This is a genomic window from Corynebacterium sp. MSK041 (assembly GCF_030232265.1).
In the GTDB taxonomy this organism is placed as follows: Bacteria; Actinomycetota; Actinomycetes; order Mycobacteriales; family Mycobacteriaceae; genus Corynebacterium.
The window spans coordinates 1-323 of sequence record NZ_JASPJK010000066.1; the positions used below are offsets into that span (position 1 = coordinate 1).

The 323-nt window shown below is 50.8% G+C and carries 1 protein-coding gene; it reads left to right on the forward strand.

What is annotated here, in order from left to right:
• Positions 1-323 (forward strand): hypothetical protein (locus tag QP968_RS11210; protein WP_284856470.1); only part of this gene is annotated, 323 nt, incomplete at both ends.

Here is a 323-nt window from a genome sequence, read left to right on the forward strand (position 1 = left end):
CATATTTATGCGACTAAGTTTCGGCAGATTGGCCCGTCTTTAGTTGCTGTGCCGCTTACTGATGACAATGTGCGTGTACTTGGCCTTGACCCGGAGGCACACACCACAACGAGTCGTTGGATTATCCCGCCGTTTCCGCTGTTGAACACTGCTTTTACTAAAGGTGGGCCGTTTATTCGTGATGGTAAACTATCTGATGACTGGCCTGGTTTTAACATCGAGCACACTGCAGTCATTCACGGTGACTACCGCCCGGGTTTGCCGGGGTTTGTGCCTGAAGAGTTGGATTATCCCCTTGATGTCACAGAGGTGGACACCACTGA